General features: G+C 72.6%; 16 protein-coding genes. 9 read left to right on the top strand and 7 right to left on the bottom strand.

What is annotated here, in order from left to right; all coding sequences use genetic code 11:
* The first annotated feature begins 465 nt into the window (after positions 1-465).
* From ACZ64A_RS29155 to ACZ64A_RS29135, 5 genes are all read left to right on the top strand, one after another.
* The gene (locus ACZ64A_RS29155; RefSeq protein WP_469814529.1) at positions 466-1,230 is read left to right on the top strand and encodes an IclR family transcriptional regulator; all 765 of its coding nucleotides are present in this window, start codon (positions 466-468) and stop codon (positions 1,228-1,230) included.
* Positions 1,231-1,552: 322 nt separating this feature from the next.
* Positions 1,553-2,347, top strand: a complete 795-nt coding sequence (locus ACZ64A_RS29150; RefSeq protein ID WP_469814528.1) for an MIP/aquaporin family protein — start codon at positions 1,553-1,555, stop codon at positions 2,345-2,347.
* 111 nt (positions 2,348-2,458) lie between these two features.
* A complete protein-coding gene (gene glpK, locus ACZ64A_RS29145) occupies positions 2,459-3,997 on the top strand; it encodes a glycerol kinase GlpK (protein WP_469814526.1) in 1,539 nt (512 codons plus the stop codon).
* Between the two features lie 7 nt (positions 3,998-4,004).
* Positions 4,005-5,621 (top strand): glycerol-3-phosphate dehydrogenase/oxidase, encoded by a 1,617-nt coding sequence (locus ACZ64A_RS29140; RefSeq protein ID WP_469814524.1) that lies wholly within the window; start codon positions 4,005-4,007, stop codon positions 5,619-5,621.
* A gap of 248 nt (positions 5,622-5,869) precedes the next feature.
* The gene (locus tag ACZ64A_RS29135; protein ID WP_469814523.1) at positions 5,870-6,793 is read left to right on the top strand and encodes a PAC2 family protein; all 924 of its coding nucleotides are present in this window, start codon (positions 5,870-5,872) and stop codon (positions 6,791-6,793) included.
* A gap of 132 nt (positions 6,794-6,925) precedes the next feature.
* Here the strand turns inward: ACZ64A_RS29135 and mshC are convergent, their stop codons facing one another.
* The 4 genes from mshC to ACZ64A_RS29115 all read right to left on the bottom strand — a co-directional run bounded on the left by mshC (position 6,926) and on the right by ACZ64A_RS29115 (position 10,413).
* A complete protein-coding gene (gene mshC / locus ACZ64A_RS29130) occupies positions 6,926-8,155 on the bottom strand; it encodes a cysteine--1-D-myo-inosityl 2-amino-2-deoxy-alpha-D-glucopyranoside ligase (protein WP_469814522.1) in 1,230 nt (409 codons plus the stop codon).
* 124 nt (positions 8,156-8,279) lie between these two features.
* The gene (locus ACZ64A_RS29125) at positions 8,280-9,101 is read right to left on the bottom strand and encodes an SCO1664 family protein (protein WP_469814521.1); all 822 of its coding nucleotides are present in this window, start codon (positions 9,099-9,101) and stop codon (positions 8,280-8,282) included.
* Entirely contained in the window at positions 9,065-9,655 is a 591-nt protein-coding gene (locus ACZ64A_RS29120) for a DUF3090 domain-containing protein (protein ID WP_469814520.1), read from the bottom strand. The genes ACZ64A_RS29125 and ACZ64A_RS29120 overlap by 37 nt, the downstream gene beginning before the upstream one ends.
* A 71-nt stretch (positions 9,656-9,726) precedes the next feature.
* The gene (locus ACZ64A_RS29115) at positions 9,727-10,413 is read right to left on the bottom strand and encodes a histidine phosphatase family protein (RefSeq protein ID WP_469814518.1); all 687 of its coding nucleotides are present in this window, start codon (positions 10,411-10,413) and stop codon (positions 9,727-9,729) included.
* Between the two features lie 62 nt (positions 10,414-10,475).
* On the opposite strand from ACZ64A_RS29115, the gene corA reads away from it, so the two are divergent.
* A complete protein-coding gene (gene corA, locus ACZ64A_RS29110) occupies positions 10,476-11,471 on the top strand; it encodes a magnesium/cobalt transporter CorA (protein ID WP_469814517.1) in 996 nt (331 codons plus the stop codon).
* A gap of 58 nt (positions 11,472-11,529) precedes the next feature.
* Here the strand turns inward: corA and ACZ64A_RS29105 are convergent, their stop codons facing one another.
* Together ACZ64A_RS29105 and ACZ64A_RS29100 are read right to left on the bottom strand one after the other, a co-directional pair.
* Positions 11,530-12,318, bottom strand: coding sequence for a ferritin-like domain-containing protein (locus ACZ64A_RS29105; protein WP_469814516.1), 789 nt, complete (start codon positions 12,316-12,318; stop codon positions 11,530-11,532).
* Between the two features lie 222 nt (positions 12,319-12,540).
* The gene (locus ACZ64A_RS29100) at positions 12,541-13,596 is read right to left on the bottom strand and encodes an LLM class F420-dependent oxidoreductase (RefSeq protein ID WP_469814514.1); all 1,056 of its coding nucleotides are present in this window, start codon (positions 13,594-13,596) and stop codon (positions 12,541-12,543) included.
* A 182-nt stretch (positions 13,597-13,778) separates the two neighbouring features.
* Here ACZ64A_RS29100 and ACZ64A_RS29095 point away from each other — a divergent pair, with 182 nt between their 5' ends.
* The gene (locus ACZ64A_RS29095) at positions 13,779-14,765 is read left to right on the top strand and encodes an aldo/keto reductase (protein WP_469814512.1); all 987 of its coding nucleotides are present in this window, start codon (positions 13,779-13,781) and stop codon (positions 14,763-14,765) included.
* Positions 14,762-17,041, top strand: coding sequence for a helix-hairpin-helix domain-containing protein (locus tag ACZ64A_RS29090; protein ID WP_469814511.1), 2,280 nt, complete (start codon positions 14,762-14,764; stop codon positions 17,039-17,041). The genes ACZ64A_RS29095 and ACZ64A_RS29090 overlap by 4 nt, the downstream gene beginning before the upstream one ends.
* A gap of 275 nt (positions 17,042-17,316) precedes the next feature.
* Here ACZ64A_RS29090 and ACZ64A_RS29085 read toward each other — a convergent pair whose 3' ends face one another.
* Positions 17,317-18,006 (bottom strand): hypothetical protein, encoded by a 690-nt coding sequence (locus tag ACZ64A_RS29085; RefSeq protein ID WP_469814509.1) that lies wholly within the window; start codon positions 18,004-18,006, stop codon positions 17,317-17,319.
* Positions 18,007-18,053: 47 nt separating this feature from the next.
* On the opposite strand from ACZ64A_RS29085, the gene ACZ64A_RS29080 reads away from it, so the two are divergent.
* Positions 18,054-18,242, top strand: a complete 189-nt coding sequence (locus tag ACZ64A_RS29080) for a DUF5703 family protein (protein ID WP_469814507.1) — start codon at positions 18,054-18,056, stop codon at positions 18,240-18,242.
* Positions 18,243-18,281: the final 39 nt, after the last annotated feature.

Genomic DNA, 18,281 nt, shown 5'->3' with positions numbered 1-18,281 from the left:
TGTCGGCTATGCGGCTTCGCGCGGTATTCAGGCGAGGCGCACGGCGCCAGCCTAACCGGGACAGGTCGAGGATGGGCAGAGCGTCCACGAGGCGGACGGGCGCGGGAGCGGGGCACCCGGCCCGGAGAAGCCACGTGAGCCGGTGCGGTGCGCCGCGCCGAACGGGTGAGGGAGGACGGGGGCGGACGCCGGGGACGTACATCGGGGTCGGCCGCGGTCACGGGGACGTAGGCCGCGGCGGGGGCGGGCCCCGGAGACGTTCGACCGCGTATGAGGGCCGGGGACGTACGACCGGGTCCGGGGCGTCCCGCAGGCACCCCAGTGTGGCCGACACGCCGCGCATGGCGTAACAAGTACCGTCCGACCATTGGCGGGAGGTCGGCATGGACCGGTAGTGTTCGACATTGCCGAACGACGGTGGCAGCACCCGGATGGGCGGCCAATGGGGACGGAGGCAGGACGGCGATGGCACGGAACATCCAGTCGCTCGAGCGGGCGGCCGCGATGCTGCGGCTGCTCGGGGGCGGCGAGCGGCGCCTGGGCCTGTCGGACATCGCCTCCGCGCTCGGCCTCGCCAAGGGCACCGCGCACGGCATCCTGCGCACCCTCCAGGCGGAGGGGTTCGTGGAGCAGGACGACGCCTCCGGGCGCTACCAGCTGGGCGCGGAGCTGCTGCGCCTGGGCACCACCTATCTCGATGTGCACGAGCTGCGCGCCCGCGCCCTGGTGTGGACCGACGACCTGGCCCGCTCCAGCGGGGAGAGCGTCTACCTGGGTGTGCTGCACCAGCAGGGCGTGCTGATCGTGCACCACGTCTTCCGGCCGGACGACAGCCGGCAAGTGCTGGAGATCGGGGCGATGCAGCCGTTGCACTCCACGGCGCTGGGCAAGGTGCTGTCCGCCTACGACCCGGTGGCGCACAGCGAGGCCCTGGAGTCCGACCGCAAGGCCTTCACCGACCGCACGGTGTGCGACCTGGACGCCTTCGAGCGCCTCCTCGACGTCACCCGCGCGCGGGGCTACGCGGCCGATGTGGAGGAGACCTGGGAGGGCGTCGCGTCCATCGCCGCGCCCATCCACGACCGGCGGCGCATGCCGGTGGGCGCGGTGGGCATCACCGGCGCCGTGGAGCGGGTGCGCCGGGACGGGGAGCTGCGGCCCGAGCTGATCGCGGCCGTGCGGGACTGCGCCCGCGCGGTGTCGCGGGACCTGGGCGCCGGGCGGTTCTGAGACGTCGTACCACCATCGGGGCCGGAGCGCTGGAGACGCGCCCCGGCCCTTCGTCGTGCCCTCTGGCCGGGGCGTCCGCGCGAAGCGATCAGTAACGATCGGGCTTTCGAACCGAGACCTCTTGCCCGGACCTCTTGACGCACCTGTGAAGGCGAAGCAAGACTCCCGTCCATCGGTCGGCATTGTCGAACACCTACCGGCAATACGCGCTAGAGTGTGACAACGCCAAGGGCCGGATTCGCTCTCACCCCGAGGGCGCCGCAACCCCGGAGGGACCCGGGAGTTCGGCTTCCCCCCTGGACGAAGGACAAAGGAGTCGCGGGTGTCCAGCTCCGACATCTTCATCGGCGAGACCATAGGTACCGCCGTTCTCATCCTCCTCGGCGGCGGCGTCTGCGCCGCCGTCACTCTGAAGGCCTCCAAGGCCCGAGGCGCCGGCTGGCTCGCCATCGCCTTCGGCTGGGGTTTCGCCGTGATGACGGCGGTGTACATCTCCGGCCCGCTCTCCGGTGCCCACCTCAACCCGGCCGTGACGGTCGCCCTGGCCATCAAGGACAGTGACTGGACGAACGTGCCGGTCTACTTCGCCGGCCAGCTGCTCGGCGCGATGATCGGCGCCGCGCTGGTCTGGGTGGCCTACTACGGCCAGTTCCAGGCGCACCTGACCGACAAGGAGATCGTCGGCGGTCCGGGCGCGCAGGCCACCACGGCCAAGGCCGTCGAGGCGCAGGAGAAGGGCGCCGGCCCGGTCCTGGGCGTCTTCTCCACCGGTCCGGAGATCCGGAACACGGTGCAGAACCTCCTGACGGAGATCATCGGCACGGTCGTGCTGATCCTCGCGGTCCTCACCCAGGGCCTCAACGACAAGGGCAACGGCCTGGGCGTCCTGGGCGGTCTGATCACCGCGCTGGTGGTCGTCTCGATCGGTCTGTCCCTGGGCGGTCCGACCGGCTACGCCATCAACCCGGCCCGCGACCTCGGCCCGCGCATCGTGCACGCCCTGCTGCCGCTGCCCAACAAGGGCGGCTCGGACTGGGCCTACGCGTGGATCCCGGTGGTCGGTCCGCTGATCGGCGGCGCGATCGCCGCAGGCCTCTACAACGTCGCATTCGCGTAGGAGCCAGCTCACGATGGTCGTGAGGACCAGCGAGACGTCCCCGCGGCCCACCGAGCACCGCACGCGCCGTAGCCATCAGCCCCCCAACGACGGATCTCCCAGGAGCACACAGTGACCGACGCGCACACCGCCGGCCCCTTCATCGCCGCCATCGACCAGGGCACCACCTCCAGCCGCTGCATCGTCTTCGACCGGGACGGCCGGATCGTCTCCGTCGACCAGAAGGAGCACGAGCAGATCTTCCCGAAGCCGGGCTGGGTCGAGCACAACGCCACCGAGATCTGGACCAACGTCCAGGAGGTCGTCGCCGGCGCGGTCGCCAAGGCCGGCATCACCCGCGACGACATCAAGGCCATCGGCATCACCAACCAGCGCGAGACCACCGTGCTGTGGGACAAGAACACCGGTGAGCCCGTCCACAACGCCATCGTCTGGCAGGACACCCGCACCGACGCCCTGTGCCGCGAGCTCGGCCGCAACGTCGGCCAGGACCGCTTCCGCCGCGAGACCGGTCTCCCCCTCGCCTCCTACTTCGCCGGCCCCAAGGCCCGCTGGCTGCTCGACAACGTCGAGGGTCTCAAGGAGCGCGCCGAGGCCGGGGACATCCTCTTCGGCACCATGGACACCTGGGTCATCTGGAACCTGACCGGTGGTGTGAACGGCGGCAAGCACGTCACCGACGTCACCAACGCCTCCCGCACCATGCTGATGAACCTGCACACCATGGAGTGGGACGAGAAGATCGCCGAGTCGATCGGCGTGCCCCTGCGGATCCTGCCCGAGATCCGCTCCTCCGCCGAGGTCTACGGCGAGATCAACGGCGGCAAGCTGGGCGACCTGCTCGGCGGCATCCCGGTCGCCTCCGCGCTCGGCGACCAGCAGGCGGCCCTGTTCGGCCAGACCTGCTTCGCCGAGGGCGAGACCAAGTCGACGTACGGCACCGGCACCTTCATGGTGATGAACACCGGTGACAAGATCATCAACTCGTACGCCGGTCTGCTCACCACCGTCGGCTACAAGATCGGCGACCAGGACACGGTCTACGCCCTGGAGGGCTCGATCGCCGTCACCGGCTCGCTGGTGCAGTGGATGCGCGACCAGATGGGCCTGATCTCCACGGCCGCCGAGATCGAGACCCTCGCGCTGTCCGTCGAGGACAACGGCGGCGCGTACTTCGTGCCGGCCTTCTCCGGCCTGTTCGCCCCGCACTGGCGCTCCGACGCCCGCGGTGTGATCGCCGGCCTGACCCGGTACGTCACCAAGGCGCACCTCGCGCGCGCCGTCCTGGAGGCCACCGCCTGGCAGACGCGGGAGATCGCCGACGCCATGACGAAGGACTCCGGCGTCGAGCTGGCCACGCTGAAGGTCGACGGCGGCATGACGGCCAACAACCTGCTGATGCAGACGCTGTCGGACGTGCTGGACGCCCCCGTGGTGCGTCCGATGGTCGCCGAGACCACCTGCCTGGGCGCCGCCTACGCCGCCGGTCTCGCCGTCGGCTTCTGGAACAGCACCGACGACCTGCGTGCCAACTGGCGCCGGGCCGCCGAGTGGACCCCCCGCATGGACGCGGAGACCCGCGACCGTGAGTACAAGAACTGGCTCAAGGCCGTCGAGCGGACCATGGGCTGGCTCGAGGACGAGGAGTAAGAACAGCATGACCACCAAGTCCACCCTGCAGTCCGTGCCTGCCCTGGGGACGCACCCGGCCTCCGGCTCGAACCCGAGCCGAGCCGAGACCAGGGAGCAGCTTTCCAAGGCGTCGTACGACCTTCTCGTGATCGGCGGCGGCATCCTGGGCATCTCCACCGCCTGGCACGCCGCGCAGTCCGGCCTCAGGGTGGCTCTGGTGGACGCCGGCGACTTCGCCGGAGCCACGTCCTCCGCCTCCTCCAAGCTGCTGCACGGCGGTCTGCGCTACCTGCAGACCGGTGCGGTGAAGCTGGTGGCGGAGAACCACTTCGAGCGCCGTGCGGTCTCCCGTCAGGTGGCCCCCCACCTGGCGAACCCGCTCACGTTCTACCTCCCCGTGTACAAGGGCGGGCCGCACGGCGCGGCGAAGCTCGGTGCGGGTGTCTTCGCCTACTCCGCGCTCTCCGCGTTCGGTGACGGCGTCGGCCACCTGCTCTCCCCCGCCAAGGCGGCGCAGGACGTGCCGGAGCTGCGCACCGACAACCTCAAGGCCGTGGCCGTGTACGGCGACGACCAGATGAACGACGCGCGCATGGCGCTGATGACGGTCCGCGCGGCCGTCGACGCGGGCGCGGTCGTCCTCAACCACGCCGAGGTGACCGGCCTGCGCTTCACCCGGGGCCGGGTGACCGGGGCCGACCTGCGCGACCGGCTGTCGGGCGAGGAGTTCGGCGTCAACGCCCGCCTGGTGCTGAACGCGACCGGTCCGTGGGTCGACCACCTGCGGAAGATGGAGGACCCGAACGCGGCGCCGTCCATCCGCCTGTCCAAGGGCGCGCACCTGGTCCTCAAGCGCACCTCGCCGTGGAAGGCGGCGCTGGCCACGCCGATCGACAAGTACCGCATCACCTTCGCCCTCCCCTGGGAGGACATGCTGCTGCTCGGCACCACGGACGAGGAGTTCGAGGGCGACCCGGCGGACGTCTCGGTCAACGACAAGGACATAGCCCAGATCCTGGACGAGGCCGCGTTCTCGATCCGCGACCAGCAGCTGAGCCGGGACCTGATCACGTACTCCTTCGCGGGGCTGCGGGTGCTGCCGGGCGGCCCCGGGGACACCGCCAAGGCCAAGCGCGAGACGGTCGTGACCGAGGGCAAGGGCGGCATGCTGTCCGTCGCGGGCGGCAAGTGGACCACCTTCCGCCACATCGGCCGTACGGTGATGCAGAAGCTGGAGGCGCTGCCGGGTCACCCGCTGGGCGACGACTTCGAGCCGATCGCCTCGCTGCCGAAGAAGCTGCCGCTGCCCGGTGTCGCCAACCCGCGGGCGGTCGCGCACCGCCTGCTGATCGACCGCCCGGCGCCGGGCCCGCGCATGGCCGCGGACACCGCCAGGCACCTGGCGACGCACTACGGATCGCTGGCGTTCGACATCGCCCGCCTGGCGAACGAGAACCCGGAGCTGGGCGAGCGGGTCCACCCCGACGCCCCGGAGATCTGGGCGCAGGTCGTCTACGCCCGTGACCACGAGTGGGCCGAGACGGCGGACGACGTGCTGCGCCGCCGCACCACGCTGACGATCCGCGGTCTGGCCACGGACGAGGTGCGCGGCAAGGTCCAGGACCTGCTCGACAAGAAGTAGGGCCGCAGAACCTGCGCGGCAGGAGGTAGGACCGGCGAGGGCGTCGACGGCCGGACGGTCCTACGGCATGTCAGGGGGCGGCTTCCCGCACGGAGCCGCCCCCTTCTCCCGTTGCCGGCCGGGGTGTTCCGGGGTGGTGATCGGGGCAGTGTTCCGTTCACTCCCCCGTGCAAGGGGGCTGCGGGCGCCCCCGCCGCACGCCGTAAGGTTGGGTGGTCAAGCGAGGGCACGTCGGAAGGAGGCGCTGGGTGATCGAGCTCGAGGGGGTTCCCGAGCTGATCGACCCGGTCATGGTGGCCGCGTTCGAGGGCTGGAACGATGCCGGCGACGCCGCCTCCACCGCGGTCGCGCATCTGGAGAAGGAGTGGAAGGGCGAGGTGTTCGCGGCACTGGACGCCGAGGACTACTACGACTTCCAGGTGAACCGGCCCACGGTGTTCATGGACGGCGGCGTCCGCAAGATCACATGGCCGACGACAAGGTTGTCCGTGGTGCGTGTCGGCGGGGACAAGCCGCGCGACCTGGTCCTGGTCCGCGGCATCGAACCCTCCATGCGCTGGCGCTCGTTCTGCAACGAGCTGCTGGGTTTCGCGCACGAGCTGGGCGTGGAGCTGGTGGTGATCCTGGGCGCCCTGCTCGGCGACACCCCGCACACCCGTCCGGTCCCGATCAGCGGGACGACGTCGGATGCCGACCTGGCACGCCGGATGGACCTGGAGGAGACCAAGTACGAGGGCCCCACCGGGATCGTCGGCGTCCTGCAGGAGGCGTGCACGCACGCGGGTGTGCCGGCGGTGTCGCTGTGGGCGGCGGTGCCGCACTACGTGTCGCAGCCGCCCAACCCGAAGGCCACGCTGGCGCTGCTGAACCGCCTGGAGGACCTGATCGACGTGCGGATCCCGCTGGGCGAGCTGCCCGAGGACGCGCGTGCCTGGCAGGTGGGCGTGGACCAGCTGGCCGCGGAGGACAGCGAGGTCGCCGAGTACGTCCAGACGCTGGAGGAGGCCCGGGACACCGCGGAGCTGCCGGAGGCGTCGGGCGAGGCGATCGCCCGGGAGTTCGAGCGGTATCTGCGGCGCCGGGACGTCAGCCCTCCGGGCGGCAAGCCGAGGCCGCCCGCCTCCGGCGGCGGTCCGAGGGAGGACGACGAGGACGACGGTCCCGAGGGCTGAGCGTACGGACGGCGAAGGGGCGCTTCCCAGGTGGGAAGCGCCCCTTGTCTTCGGCCGGCGCGCCGGTGCGGGACCGTTGTGACAGGTCGCGCAGTTCCCCGCGCCCCTCACGGGGCGCGTTCCTTCAGGCGTTCACAGCGCCACGCCCAGCAGCGCGTCCACCGCGCGGGAGACGACTCCGGGTGCGCCGATGTCCGTGCCGCCCTGCTCCTGCTGGAGCGCGACCCAGCGGTCGACGGCGGCCAGTGCGGCCGGGGCGTCGAGGTCGTTCGCGAGGGCGTCGCGGATCTCCTCGACGAGCGCGTCCGCGGACGGGCCGTCGGGCCGGGAGACGGCCGCGCGCCACCGGCCGAGCCGGGCGACGGCGTCGGCGAGGACCTGGTCGGTCCACTCCCAGTCGGCGCGGTAGTGGTGGGCGAGCAGCGACAGGCGGATCGCGGCGGGGTCGACGCCGTCCCGGCGCAGCTGGGAGACGAAGACCAGGTTGCCCTTGGACTTGGACATCTTCTCGCCGTGCAGGGCGACCATGCCGGCGTGGACGTAGGCCCGGGCCATGGGGAACTCGCCGGTGAGCACCTGGGCGTGCGAGGCGCCCATCTCGTGGTGCGGGAAGGCGAGGTCGCTTCCGCCGCCCTGGACGTCGAAGCCCATGCCGAGGTGGTCCAGGGCGATGGCGACGCACTCGATGTGCCAGCCGGGGCGTCCCCGGCCGAGCGAGGCGCCGTCCCAGCTGGGCTCGCCCTCGCGGGCGGCCATCCACAGCATCGGGTCGAGGGGGTTCTTCTTGCCCGGCCGGTCCGGGTCGCCGCCGCGCTCCGCGGACAGCAGCCGCATGGCGGCGGCGTCCAGGTTCGAGACCTTGCCGAAGTGCGGGTCGGACTCCACGGAGAAGTAGATGTCACCTTCGAGCTCGTAGGCCGCGCCGAGGTCGCGCAGGCGCTCCACGAGCGGGACGATGCCGGGTATGGCCTCGACCGCGCCTATGTACTGCCGGGGCGGCAGCATCCGCAGGGCCGTCATGTCCTCGCGGAAGAGGGCCGTCTCCTTCTCGGCGAGGGCGACCCAGTCGAGGCCGTCCCGCTGCGCGCGTTCGAGCAGCGGATCGTCGACGTCCGTGACGTTCTGGACGTAGTGAACCTGCCGCTTGGTGTCGAGCCACACGCGCTGCACGAGGTCGAACGCGTTGTAGGTCGCCGCGTGCCCCAGGTGGGTGGCGTCGTACGGGGTGATGCCGCAGACGTAGATACGGGCGACGGGACCGGGCTGGAGGGTGACCAGCTGGCCGGTCGCGGTGTCGTGGATCCTCAGGTCGCGGCCCTGACCGTGCAGGGCGGGGACTTCGGAAGCGGGCCAGGCATGCATGTCATGAGCCTAACCGGACCGGGGTTTCACATACGAACCGGAGCGGGCCGGATGGCCGGGAAGGCGCTCTTGTGTCTTCCCGGCGGATGTGCAGTCGGGGTGTGCCCGGCGGCGTGGGGGCGTGTCAGACGGGTGGCCAGGGGATCGCCGGCCATTCCCCGCTCGGCTCGGGGTGTTTGCCGGAGGCGAGCAGCGCCTCGACCCGCGCGCGGGTGGCGTCGGTCTCGGCGGGGGTGATCAGGGCGGCTAGCCGCTCGGCGAGGGGGCCGCCGGGCGTCAGCTCGGTGCGCAGCCGGGTGAGGGCGTCGACGGCCTCCTCGGTCAGCGGCTCGCCCGCCCAGCCCCACAGCAGGGTGCGCAGCTTGTTGTCGACGTGGAAGGTGACGCCGTGGTCGATGCCGTAGAGCCGTCCTTCGGCGGTGGGCAGCAGATGGCCGCCCTTGCGGTCGGCGTTGTTGATCACGGCGTCCAGGACGGCGAGCCGCCGCAGCCGGGCGTCGTCGGCGTGGACGAGCAGGGCGGTGCGGCCTTCGCCGACCTCGGCGAAGCCGATGGCCTTCCAGCCCGGCTCCGGTTCGTCGCCGTCGACGAGGGCGAGCAGGTCGGCGCCCTCGGGTTCGACGTCGATCCAGAGCTGGCACATGCCCTCGCCGTAGGGGCCGTCGCGCAGCACGGTCGGCGGGATCAGCTGCCAGCCGGTCGCCTCGGACACCTCGTACGCGGCGACCTCGCGGCGGGCCAGGGCGCCGTCGGGGAAGTCCCACAGGGGGCGCTCACCGGCGACCGGTTTGTAGATGCAGGCGGCCTCCTGGCCGTCGAGGGCCACCGTGCAGTACAGGGCCGCGTTGGAGGCCTCGCGGATGCGTCCGCGGACGGTCAGCTCCCCGTCGGCGAGGAGCCGCGCCGCGGTCACGCTCCGCGGCGATATCCGTTCTGGCGCGGACATACGTGTCCCTCCGGGTCGAGCGGCAGGCTGCACAGCGGGCAGGGCGGCCGGCCGGCGTTGACGACGTCGAGGGCGCGCTTGGCGAAGGCTCTGGCCTGGGCGCCGCTGAGGCGGACCCGCAGCATCGGGGGCCCGTTCTCCTCGTCCTGCAGGAGGCGTTCCTCGGCCTCGGCGAGGTCCTCCTCGGACTCGGCGTCGAGTTCCACCAGGGCCTGCGCCTCGACGATCATGCACTGGTCCTCGCCGTCCCAGGCGAGGGCCATGGTGCCCACCCGGAACTCCTCCTCGATGGGAGTCTCCAGCGGGGCGCTGTCGGAGATCTCGGCGGGCGCGACGGCCGGGACGGCGGCGTTGCCGCCGCTGCGGCGCACCACCTCGTCGAGGAGCTCGTCCATGCGCTCGGCGAGCGCGGCGACCTGGGTCTTCTCCAGTGCCACGCTGGTCACCCGGGCGCCGGCGCTGGCCTGCAGAAAGAAAGTACGGCGCCCGGGCAGTCCGACCGTACCGGCCACGAAGCGGTCCGGTTGGTCGTAGAGGAACACCTGACGGGACACGTCCAGCTCCAAGAATCGTGAGGGGCCATCGCTGCGCTACTGCGACCGCTTCACCCTACTGCGGCCGACGATCACGGTGCGCCCGCACCACCCCCCACGGTCGCGTCGTCGCCCGGCGGCTCCTCGCGGGGGGCCAGGGAGGCGAAGTCGCCGGTGTCGCCGAGGCGTACGAGGAAGGGCCGCAGCCGGGTGTAACGGATCGCGGTGATGGAACACGGTTCGACGGAGATCCGCTGGAAGAGGTCGAGATGCAGGCCGAGTGCGTCGGCCACGAGCGACTTGATGATGTCGCCGTGGGAGCACATCAGGTACACCGCGTCGGCGCCGTGGTCGCGCTCCACGCGCGCGTTCCACTCGCGGACCGCTTCGGCGGCGCGGGTCTGCATGGCGCGCATGGACTCCCCGCCGGGGAAGGCGGCGGCGGAGGGGTGGGCCTGGACGACCTCCATCAGGGGCTCGTCGGTCAGCTCGGCGAGCTTGCGGCCCGACCAGTCGCCGTAGTGGCACTCGCCGATACGGTCGTCGGTGTGCGGCGTCAGGCCGGGGCGGGCCGCCAGCAGCGGGGCCACGGTCTCCTGGCAGCGCTGCAGCGGGCTGGTGACGATCTCGGCGAGCGGCAGCGCGGCGAGCCGGCCGGGCAGAGCCGCGGCTTGCGCGCTGCCGCGCTCGTCGAGGGCGACGCCGGGGGTCCAGCCGGCGAGGAGTCCCTCGCTGTTCGCGGTGGAACGTCCGTGCCTTACGAGGATCAACGTGGGCATGCGCCCCAGGGTAGGCGTACGCAGGGCTGCGCTGTCGGCCCGCAGGAAGGAGAATGCGCTCCGTGATCGTCGATTGCGCCATCTACAGCGACGGCAGGCGGACCGAGGGGCCCGGGGACTTCTCCGACGCCCTGGAGGAGGCACGGGCCGCGGGCGGGTTCGTGTGGGTCGGGCTGTACGAGCCCTCCGAGGACGAGTTCGATCATGTCACCCAGGAGTTCGCGCTGCATCCGCTGGCGGTGGAGGACGCCCTGAAGGCGCACCAGCGGCCCAAGCTGGAGGTGTACGACGACTCGCTGTTCCTGGTGCTCAAGCCGGTGGTGTACGAACCGGAGAGCGACACCGTCTCGGCCGGCGAGGTCATGGTCTTCCTCGGCGACGGCTTCGTGGTGACGGTACGGCACGGCGAGGGGTCGCCGCTGGGGGCGGTGCGCCAGCGGCTGGAACACGAGCCGGAGCTGCTCGGCAAGGGGCCGACGTCGGTGGTGTACGCCATCGCCGACACCGTCGTGGACCACTATCTGGACGTGGCGACGGAACTGCAGACCGATCTGGAGGAGCTGGAGACGGAGGTGTTCTCGCCGTCCAGCGGCGGCACCCGGCACACGGCGTCGCGGATCTACACCTTCAAGCGGCAGGTGCTGGAGTTCCGCCGGGCGACCGGACCGCTGGCGAAGCCGCTGAGCCGGATGGCGGGCGGGGGCGAGTACGGCGCGAACGTGCCGTTCGTGGACGACAAGGCGCGGCCGTTCTTCCGGGACGTCAGCGACCACCTGACGCGCGTGAACGAGTCCGTGGAGGGGCTGGACCGGCTGGTGTCGGACATACTCTCGGCGCACCTGGCGCAGATGAGCGTCCGGCAGAACGACGACATGCGGAAGATCTCCGCGTGGGCGGCCATGGCGGCCGTCCCGACGATGATCGCCGGGATCTACGGCATGAACTTCGACCACATGCCCGAGCTGCACTGGGTGGGGTCGTACCCGGCCGTGATCATCGTGATGGTCGGCCTGGTGGTGCTGCTGTACCGGCTGTTCAAGCGGCGGGGCTGGATGTGACACCGGCGGCGCGGTGAGCGGGGCGCCGTGAGCGGGTGCGCGGGCGCGGGGCGGGTGGTCAGGCGAACTCGGGGGCCGTGGTGGGGGCGCCGCCGAGTGCGTCGCGGCGTTCGGGCATGCGCAGGGACACCATGCGGTGCCAGCCCGCGAACCGTTCCCAGGCGTACACCGCGTGGATGCCGGCGGCGAGCAGCGCGGACTTCGCCCGGGACCAGCCGAGGATGCGGCCCATGTGCGCCATGACGGCGAGGCTGACGTCGCGGTAGATGCGGATCTCGGCGAGGGCGCAGGCGCGCAGGGTGCGCTGGATGAGCCGGCCGTGTCCGGCGGCCGCGAGGCGCAGCAGTTCCTCGTGCGTGTACGCCAGGTGGTTGTCCTCGTCGGCGGAGATCATCCGGACGGCCTTGCCGATGTCCGGATGGTCGGCGAAGCACGTGCGGAGCATGACCATCTGTTCGGCGGCGCGCTGTTCGGTGACCCGGCTGTGCGCGAGGTAGACGACGATGTCCTCCGGCGTGAGCGGCCGGTCGGCGCGGAGCCTGTCGTGCGACAGGCCGATGCCGTGCTCCTCCAGGAGCATCGTGTAGTCGGTCTCGTGCGGCACCGGCACGGGTCGCAGGCCGCGTTTCCTCATGAGGGCGTTGAAGATGCGGCCGTGCTTGTCCTCGTCGGCTCCGTGCCGGGCGATCTTGGGGGCCATGGCGCGTTCGCTCTCCGGCACGAGCGCGGCGATACGGCCGTTCTCCCAGCCCCCTTGTGACTCCCCGCCGGCGGCGATGGAGCAGAACAGCGCGAAGGACTCGTCGTGGTCGAGGATCTCCTGGAACAGATTCTTCGCCGAAAGCATCTGAGGCACCTCTCTGCAGGTCTCCGCAAAGAACGAGTCAAGTGCGGTGGGAGAGGTGCTGCAACACGGGTGCCGGATCGCTCCGCCGGACGGGGGACCGTCCGGCTCGGAAAAGGGCCGTAACCCGGGGGCGCCGGGCGCGTTGTTCCGGGTGACGGCCGTGGCGGGGAAGACCCCCGAGCCCCCACCACGGCCGTAGTGCTGTGCGCGCGAGTCCGCCGGTCACGCCAGGCCGGCGCGCTCCAGGGCCTCGACACCGGCGCGCAGCGCGGCGACGCGCTCGTCGAGGGTGAAGCCGGCCGGGTTGAGGTTCAGGGTGGTGACCCCGGCCGCCGCGTACGCCTTCATCCGGTCGGCGATCCGGTCCACGGAACCGAGCAGCGTGGTGGCGTCGATCAGCTCGTGCGGTACGGCGGCCGCGGCGCCCTGCTTGTCGCCGGAGAGGTACTTCTCCTGGACCTCGGCGGCGGCCTGCTCGTAGCCCATGCGCCGGGCGAGCTGGTTGTAGAAGTTCTGCTTGGCGCTGCCCATGCCGCCGACGTACAGGGCGGTGTAGGGGCGGAAGGCGTCGGCGAGAGCGGTGACGTCCTTGTCGTCGCCGAGGTGGAGCGGCAGGGTGGGCGCGACGTCGAAGCCGTCCATGGTCAGGCCGGCCTTCTCGCGTCCGGCGCGCAGATGGCGGAGCGCGGTCTCCTCCAGGTGCTCGGCGGAGGGGAAGATCAGCAGGGCGCCGTCGGCGATCTCGCCGGTCTGCTCCAGGTTCTTCGGGCCGATCGCGGCGATGTACAGCGGGATGTGCTCGCGCTCGGGGTGCACGGTCAGCTTGATGGGCTTGCCCGGGCCGCCGGGCAGCGGCAGCGTCCAGTGCTCGCCCTCGAACGACAGCCGCTCGCGGCTCATCGCCCGGCGCACGATCTCGACGTACTCGCGGGTGCGGGACAGCGGCTTGTCGAACTTGACGCCGTACCAGCCCTCGGAGACCTGCGGCCCCGAGACGCCGAGACCGAGCCGGAAACGGCCGCCGGACAGGGAGTCCAGGGTCGCCGCTGTCATGGCGGTCATCGCCGGCTGGCGGGCCGGGATCTGGAAGATGGCCGAGCCGACGTCGATGCGCTCGGTCTGGGCGGCGACCCAGCTGAGCACGGTGGCCGCGTCCGAGCCGTAGGCCTCGGCGGCCCAGCAGACCGCGTAGCCGAGCCGGTCGGCCTCCTGGGCGACGGCGAGGTTGTCCGCGTCCATCCCGGCGCCCCAGTAGCCGAGGTTGATCCCGAGCTGCATGCCGCTCCCCTTACCGATCAGTAATGTCCCGTGTGCGCCGACCTTAGCGCGGGGTCCGCCGCGGGGGCAGGGTGGTGTGGCGAGCGTCGCGCCCGCGCGCCGCGCAACCCCTGTGGAAAGCCGCGATTCTCGTTGTCCACAGGCAACCCACGGCGCATCCCTGGCCAGTAATCTCGGCGTTCATGGAGCAGAGGCATCTCGGCCGCACCGGCCTGCGTGTGTCCCGCATCGGGCTCGGCACCCTGACCTGGGGCCGGGACACCGACGAGCACGACGCCGCGGACCTGCTGAAGACGTTCTGGGAGGCGGGCGGCACCCTCGTCGACACCGCGGACGTGTACGGCGACGGGGAGGCCGAGTATCTGCTCGGGCAGCTCATAGCGGGGCTGGTCCCACGCCGGGACCTCGTCATCTCCACCAAGGCGGGCGGTGTGCCCGACCCGGACCGCCGGTTCGACGGCTCACGCGGGCATCTGCTGGCCGCGCTGGACGCCTCGCTGGCCCGGCTCGGCACGGACTACGTGGACCTGTGGCACCTGCACGCCTACGACCCGCACACGCCGCTGGAGGAGACCCTCCAGGCCCTGGACATCGCGGTGAGCAGCGGGCGGGCGCGCTACGCCGGGGTGTCCAACTTCTGCGGCTGGCAGCTCGCCAAGGCGGGCACCTGGCAGCTGGCGGCGCCGGGCACGCGGACCCGGCTGGCCGGAACGCAGATGGAGTACTCGCTGCTGCAGCGCGGGGTCGAGCGGGAGGTGCTGCCGGCCGCGCTGGACCTCGGGATCGGGCTGCTGCCGTCGTCGCCGCTGGGCCGCGGGGTGCTGACCGGCAAGTACCGGGGCGACGCCCTGCCGCCGGACTCCCGCGGCGCCTCGGAGCATCTGGCGCCCTTCGTCGCGCCGTACCTCGACGACACGGCGAGCCGGATCGTCGACGCGGTGGCGACGGCCGCCGACGGGCTCGCCGTGACCCCGCTCCAGGTGGCCCTCGCCTGGGTCCGCGACCGGCCCGGCGTGACCGCGCCGATCGTCGGCGCACGCACGGGACAGCAGCTCACGGCCGCGTTGTCAGTGGAGGCCCTTAGTCTTCCTGACGAGATCTGCCGGGCGCTCGACGATGTGTCGGCGCCCGTGCACCGCTATCCCGATCACGACTGGAGCACGCTGTGAGCACGGAGCCGGAGACCACGGAGGACGCCGGGCCGGGGACGCCGGACACCGGGGCGGAGCCCGGCACTCCGCAGGAGGAGCCGGAGCGGGACACCGGGACCGGTACCGGGGACCCGGGCACGGGGGACGCCGGCGAGGGCGCGCAGGGCGCGGGCGGTTCGGAGGTCGGCGGCGAGGGTGCGGACGGCGCCGTCGGGACCTCGGGTGAGGGCGCCGGTGGGCTGTCCGAGGCGGCGGCCGAGCTGCGGGCGCAGGAGATCGAGCGGGAGCGGATCGAGCGGCGCAAGGCCGAGAAGCAGGGGCCGATCGAGAGCGGGACGAAGCTCAGCGGCACGGCGGCCGACCTGCTCGCCGCCGTACGGGCCGTGGAGAGCGGGCAGAAGCCCGCGCGGACCGTGTTCAGCGAACCGGCCGCCCCCCGCCGCCAGGCCCCGCAGCCGGTACGGCGGCCGGAGCCGGCGCCTGCGCAGTCCGCGCCTGCGGCTCCGGCCCCCGCTCCTGCCTCCGCGCCCGTCTCCGCTCCGGCGTCCGCTTCCGCCCAGGCCGTCGCCGCCGTGGGGAGCGTGCTGGCCGACGGGGGCGCCCCGGAGGCGCTGGCCGCGCAGGCCGCGGCGGTGCTCGGCGAGGGCGCGGCCGACGTGCTGCGCGAGGACCCCTGGCAGCTGCTGCGGGTCGCCGGGGTGCGCCCCGAGCAGGCCGACGGCTTCGCCCGGGCCCTGCTCGGCCCGGACTGCGGTCCTCAGGACGAGCGGCGGGGCCGCGCGCTGACCGGCTGGCTGCTGGAGCAGGCCGCCGTCGCCGGGCACACGGCGCTGGAGCTGACCGCGCTGACCGCCGCGCTGGGGCAGCGCGGGGTGTCCGACCCGGACGCCGCCGTGCAGGACGCGCTCGCCGAGGGTGAGGCGCTGGCCTTCCAGGACGCCCTCGACGAGCAGCCGCAGGCCACCGCCGGGGACGAGGGCGACGAGGAGGAGGCCGAGCGCCCGGTGCGCGTCCTGATCGGCCTGGAGCGGTACGCGCTGGCCGAGGAGAGCCTCGCCGACTCCCTCGCCCGCGTGGCCAACTCCCTGGCCGAGGAGGACGGCACCGACTGGACGTCGGCCGCCGCGTCGGCGTCCGGCAGCGCGGCGGAGCTGATCCGCGCCGTCGCCGGGCACGGACTGGTGCTGCACACCGGCGGGGAGGCGGCCCGCGCGGAGCCGGCGGCCCTCGTCGCCGCGGCCCGCACGCTGGGGCTGCGAGCCGTTGCCGCCTGCCACACCCCGGACGGCCGGCGCCGCTTCACCACTGTGCTCCCCGGCGAGGACGGCGCGGCGGGTGCGGACGTGGTCACCGTCGCCGGGCTGCTCTCCGGTGCGGAAGGCCCCGGCCGGGACGCCGACGGCGCGCTCGCTCTCGATCTGCTGGTGGTGCTGGACGCTCCCCAACTGGACGTCGAGAGCGCGGCGATGGTGGTGGAGTCGCTGCCGGACGGAGCGCGGCTGGTGCTGAGCGGCGATCCCGCGGTGCTGTGGTCGGCCGGGCCCGGGCGGGTCTTCGCCGACCTGCTGGCCGCCCGGGTGTGCCCGCAGATCGCCTCCCGTACGCCCGACCCGGGGCCGATCGGCGAGCTGGTGTCCGGGATCGGCGTCGGCGAGCTGAACCAGGTGGAGGCGCCCGGCAAGGAGATCGTGATCGTGCCGGTGCGGGACGCGGGCGAGGCCGTGCACCGCACCGTGCAGCTGGTCGCGGACTCGGTGCCGCGAGCCCTCGGGGTGCCCCCGGAGCAGACGGTCGTGATCACCCCGGGCCATGGCGGCGCGGCCGGTACGCGGGCGCTCAACGCGGCGCTCAAGGAGCGTCTGAACCCCGGGCCCGGCCGGTTCGGCGGCTTCGACGCGGGCGACCGGATCGCCTACTCCCCCGCCCCCGGGCGCACGGTCCCGGGGCAGGTGACGGGGGCCGACGCCGACGGACTGCACCTGACGTGCGCGGGTGTCCCCGTCGTCGTACCGCGTGAGCGGGTGGAGCAGAGTGTGCGGCACGGCTGGGCGCTCACCGCGCACCAGGCGGTGGGCAGCCGGTGGCCCGCGGCGGTCGTGGTGCTGCCGGGCGACGCGGCGCAGACCCTGAGCCGGCCGTGGGTCTACACGGCGTTCGGCCGGGGAGAGCGGCATCTGTCGGTGGTGCACGGCGTGGAGCAGGCCCTCCCCAGAGCGGTCGCCGAGGTCCCGGCCAAGCCCCGCACGACACGCCTGCCCCTCCTCCTGCGCACCCAGGTCCCGACGGCAGGCTGACGGGCAACCGCCCGTTCGCCCGGAGCGGCGGGACGGCCGGTACCGGCCGCTCGTCCCTGCCCCGGGGGCTGTACCGGCCCGCTCTCCAGTGCTCCTGGGGGCGTACCGGCCCGCTTGCCGCTCCCGGCGCGAGGCGGCACCGGCCGCTCGCCGCTCCCGAAGGGGGGTCGGGCGCCGGCCCGCCTCGGCGCTCCGGGCGGGGACGGCCGGGGACGCGTGCGGCCCGGGACGTGTCGTCCCGGGCCGGTTGCGGGGGGGGTGTCAGCGGCGGGCTGTCAGTGGTCGGCGTCCAGGGGTTCCAAGTCGTCGTCCTCGTCCGGGGGGAGATCCGGGCGTGGGTCGTCGTCCTCGTCGTCGTCGAGGTCGTCGTCGAAGACGGCGCTGACGTCGAAGCGGCAGACCGCCCGCTGCGGATCGATCTGCTCGAACGGCGCCTCCAGCCATTCGCCGGGATCGGCCGGTTCGTCGGCGGCGACCACCCACAGCGTGGAGTCGCCCTCCTCCAGGCCGAACTCCTTGTGCCGGGAGGCGATCTCGTCCGGTTCGAACTCGCCGAACAGGATGCCCAGCGCCCCGTGCACCGTGCCGGAGATCCCCTCGCCCGCGCTCTCCCCGTCCGCCGCCTCGATGCGCTGGGCCTGCGCCCGCAGCCGCTGCGGCTGCGCGACCGCGTAGTCGCGGCGGATCAGCACGCTGAGCGCGTTCGGCTCCTCGGGGCCCGTGTACGGCGGCGGCGAGTCGTCGGCCCCGGGGATCTCGAAGGGCGTGACCTCGTCGTAGCGGTCGTAGAGCAGCTCGTCGTACGCCTCGGCGGCCGCGGCCAGCTGGTTGAAGGCCTCGTAGACATCCGGGTCGTCCTCGCCGGACCTGCGTTCGACCGCGGCCAGGTGGCGGTCGAGCGCGGTCTTGACCGCCTCGGCGGCGGCGCGTACCTCGGCAGCGGTGGGCTGCGCAGCATCAGACATAGTGCAGACGCTATCCGTAGCGGGCCCCAGCCCGCACAATAGATGCGATGCCGGAATACGAATTTGTCGACGTGTACCTACCGCGCGGGGTCTCCCGCAAGGAGACGACACGTCTGCTGACCGACCATGCCGAGTACGGACACTGGGAGTTGTTCCGTCTGAGTCTGCTGCGCGACGGCAGCCGCAGGGTGCGGCTGCGGCGGCGGATCATCCGCCAGGTGCGCGCCACGTGGTGACGTGAGGCAGACGGAGCGGGCCCCGCTGGTGCGGGGCCC

The organism is Streptomyces sp. NPDC104814, assembly GCF_055583185.1.
The sequence above is the reverse complement of the archived record's forward strand: the minus strand, read 5'-3'. Positions and strand labels throughout refer to the sequence as shown.